This window comes from Corynebacterium sp. HMSC05E07 (assembly GCF_001807225.1).
GTDB lineage: Bacteria > Actinomycetota > Actinomycetes > Mycobacteriales > Mycobacteriaceae > Corynebacterium > Corynebacterium singulare.
Genome location: NZ_KV788260.1, coordinates 1 through 2,314 on the forward strand (window position 1 = coordinate 1; position 2,314 = coordinate 2,314).

Here is a 2,314-nt window from a genome sequence, read left to right on the forward strand (position 1 = left end):
ACTTCGTCATATTATGAAGCTCTGCAGAGAATGCGCCCAGTACAGCTATCCCGGGAGTGACACCAGCCAATCGGGTTGTAGCTTTCTCTATCGCTCTGACGATGTGCAGAATAAAACGGTTACATAGCCAAAACAAGGCAGATACCATAGCTAGAATGACAAAAAGTCCTGCTTGAGCACCAGCCTGGACCGCTATTACAAGAAAGACGACGGGCAGCGTGGCGGCCAAGTCTCCCCATCGCAGCCTATTGAGCCCGTCAATTGAAACACGTACAGGCTTCGCTCCCGATGCCTGAGTCTTCTGCTTCAAGGCGTAACCAATGAACGTGATAATGCCGACAATGATAACGCTAACAGTGATTATGAGCGTAGCCATCAAAATTGAATTCAGCGATATCGGCTCAAAAAGCTGACCAGGGTACAACAAATCGTCAGAGTCCCGACGGGAAATCAGCATCACTAACCGCTGAAAGAGTACAGCTACAGGATAAGAAAGTAAGATAGCCAAGACTTCGATGAATAGGAGCTGTGCGATGAGCATGACAAGGTACCGTCGAGCCGGCCATCCCACAATTTGTAGACAACCGATGAAATAGTCAAGTTTGGTAAACGCTCGACTCACTATCTGCGGAATGCAGAAAATCGAAGCAATCGTCCAGGAGATAGCAACATTTGTCGCCACACTCACCGTGACAGCCTCACCCACTGCCGTACCTTCAGTCGCGGCTCGGGTATTAAGAACAGCTGCAAGTACGCCGATTGAAAAACCGATAGCTACCGCAGCTGCAACATTGGGACCTAACGACGCTCGAAAATACGATTTTGTAACTTTAAGCGAGATTGCTTGATCGCGATTGGGATTATCCATTGATTGTCCCGCCGTCCAAACGAACAATACGATCACATAGCTTTGCAATGACCGGATCATGGGTAACGATTAGACCGTGTCCCCCCTGTGAACCGCACCAATTTTTGATTTCACCAAAAGCCCGATGTGCGTTCTTTTCGTCCAAGCTCCCTGTCGGCTCATCGGCGAATAACAACTTTGGGCCACTAGCCAAGGCCCGCGCGATTGCTGCCCGCTGTGCTTGTCCACCTGAGACTTCTTCAGGCAGAGAGTTCCTTTCTGTTCCAATAGCCAAGCTGTCTAAAACTGTTTTGGGGGAGATCCCCTTCGGCTTACCCGACAAGGCCCAAGACAACTCCGCGTTCTCAAGCAGGTTTAATCCCGGAATCAATAGGTGGTCTTGGAAAACTATTGATACAGAATCCCTTAGATGTTTGCGCACCTTTCGTTTTGGCAGGCCCGATATCTGGATTCCATCAAGCACGCTCTTACCTTCGGATAACCGCCCAATACCAGCGAGTCCATTAAGCAGAGTGGTCTTGCCTGACCCAGACGGCCCCATGAGGGCTACCACTTCTCCATTCGCAATCGAGAAGTTCACATTCCGGAATAGCCAATCCTTCCTGTTCTGCACCGTGAATTGAAATCCAGCGTCAATAACCTCAAACATCTACCGGTCCTTCACTGTAGGAATAAAATTTATCAAGAATGCCGTGCCACTGATTCTCTTTAACCGATCTCCCATCAAGAAATCCTCTGTGGCGTCCTCCAGAGTTGGGAGTGCGTAAAATCTTCGCGAGCGAAGGAGAGCTCCTTCGAAGTTAAACATTTTCCTCAAGCTCCAATATGTTAGCTGGCAGCATAAATTCAACGAAGTCGGAGTTGTGCGTGGACAGTATTACCCTCGCACCATTGTTGACGTGGTTGCGTAGTAGCTTTGCGAGATCTCGTTGATCGTCCGTGCCAAGAGAAGAAGTTGGTTCATCCAGGATTAGCGTTCCTTTGTTAGATGAGAGCGCAGCAGCAATAGCGACTCTTTGTCTCTCGCCTCCAGACATGCGGGCGATAGTGGTCGTCAACGTGCAATCGGGCATTCGCAGACAACTCAAGTTGTTCATGAATCGCTCGGAGTCTGGTCCACTTCCATATAGCTGTAAGGTATCTTCAAGAGTATGTGGAAGTAGCTTCGGTTCTTGACTTACAAAGGCAGTGTCGGTGGGCCCGAGTGTGGCTGCAACGTCGTGCAGGAGCGTAGTCTTTCCGATGCCGCTAGGGCCCAAAATTATGGTGATGCCAGTTGAATCCAGCAGCTCTTGCTGGTTTCTATCCAAGACTTTTAAGACTCGTTCCGGCAGGGCCTGTCGAGGATTCTCAATATCGTTTAGAGCGGAAATTTCACGCCACGCAGTGTGTGCCTTTGCCCGTTGGCTGGCCAAGGATAAAGCCCGAAGCAGTGGCGCCATTAAT

Annotated in this window: 3 protein-coding genes; all 3 read right to left on the minus strand. The window is 49.6% G+C overall.

The genetic code is table 11. The features are described from left to right. Nucleotides 1–868: hypothetical protein (locus HMPREF3149_RS10320; RefSeq protein ID WP_141741512.1), on the minus strand; the 868-nt coding region annotated here is incomplete at its 3' end. Continuing rightward, a complete protein-coding gene (locus HMPREF3149_RS10325) occupies nt 861–1,517 on the minus strand; it encodes an ABC transporter ATP-binding protein (RefSeq protein WP_049157198.1) in 657 nt (218 codons plus the stop codon). The genes HMPREF3149_RS10325 and HMPREF3149_RS10320, both read right to left, overlap by 8 nt. 151 nt (nt 1,518–1,668) lie before the next feature. After that, on the minus strand, nt 1,669–2,314 hold a 646-nt coding region (locus tag HMPREF3149_RS10330), incomplete at its 5' end, for an ATP-binding cassette domain-containing protein (protein ID WP_141741513.1).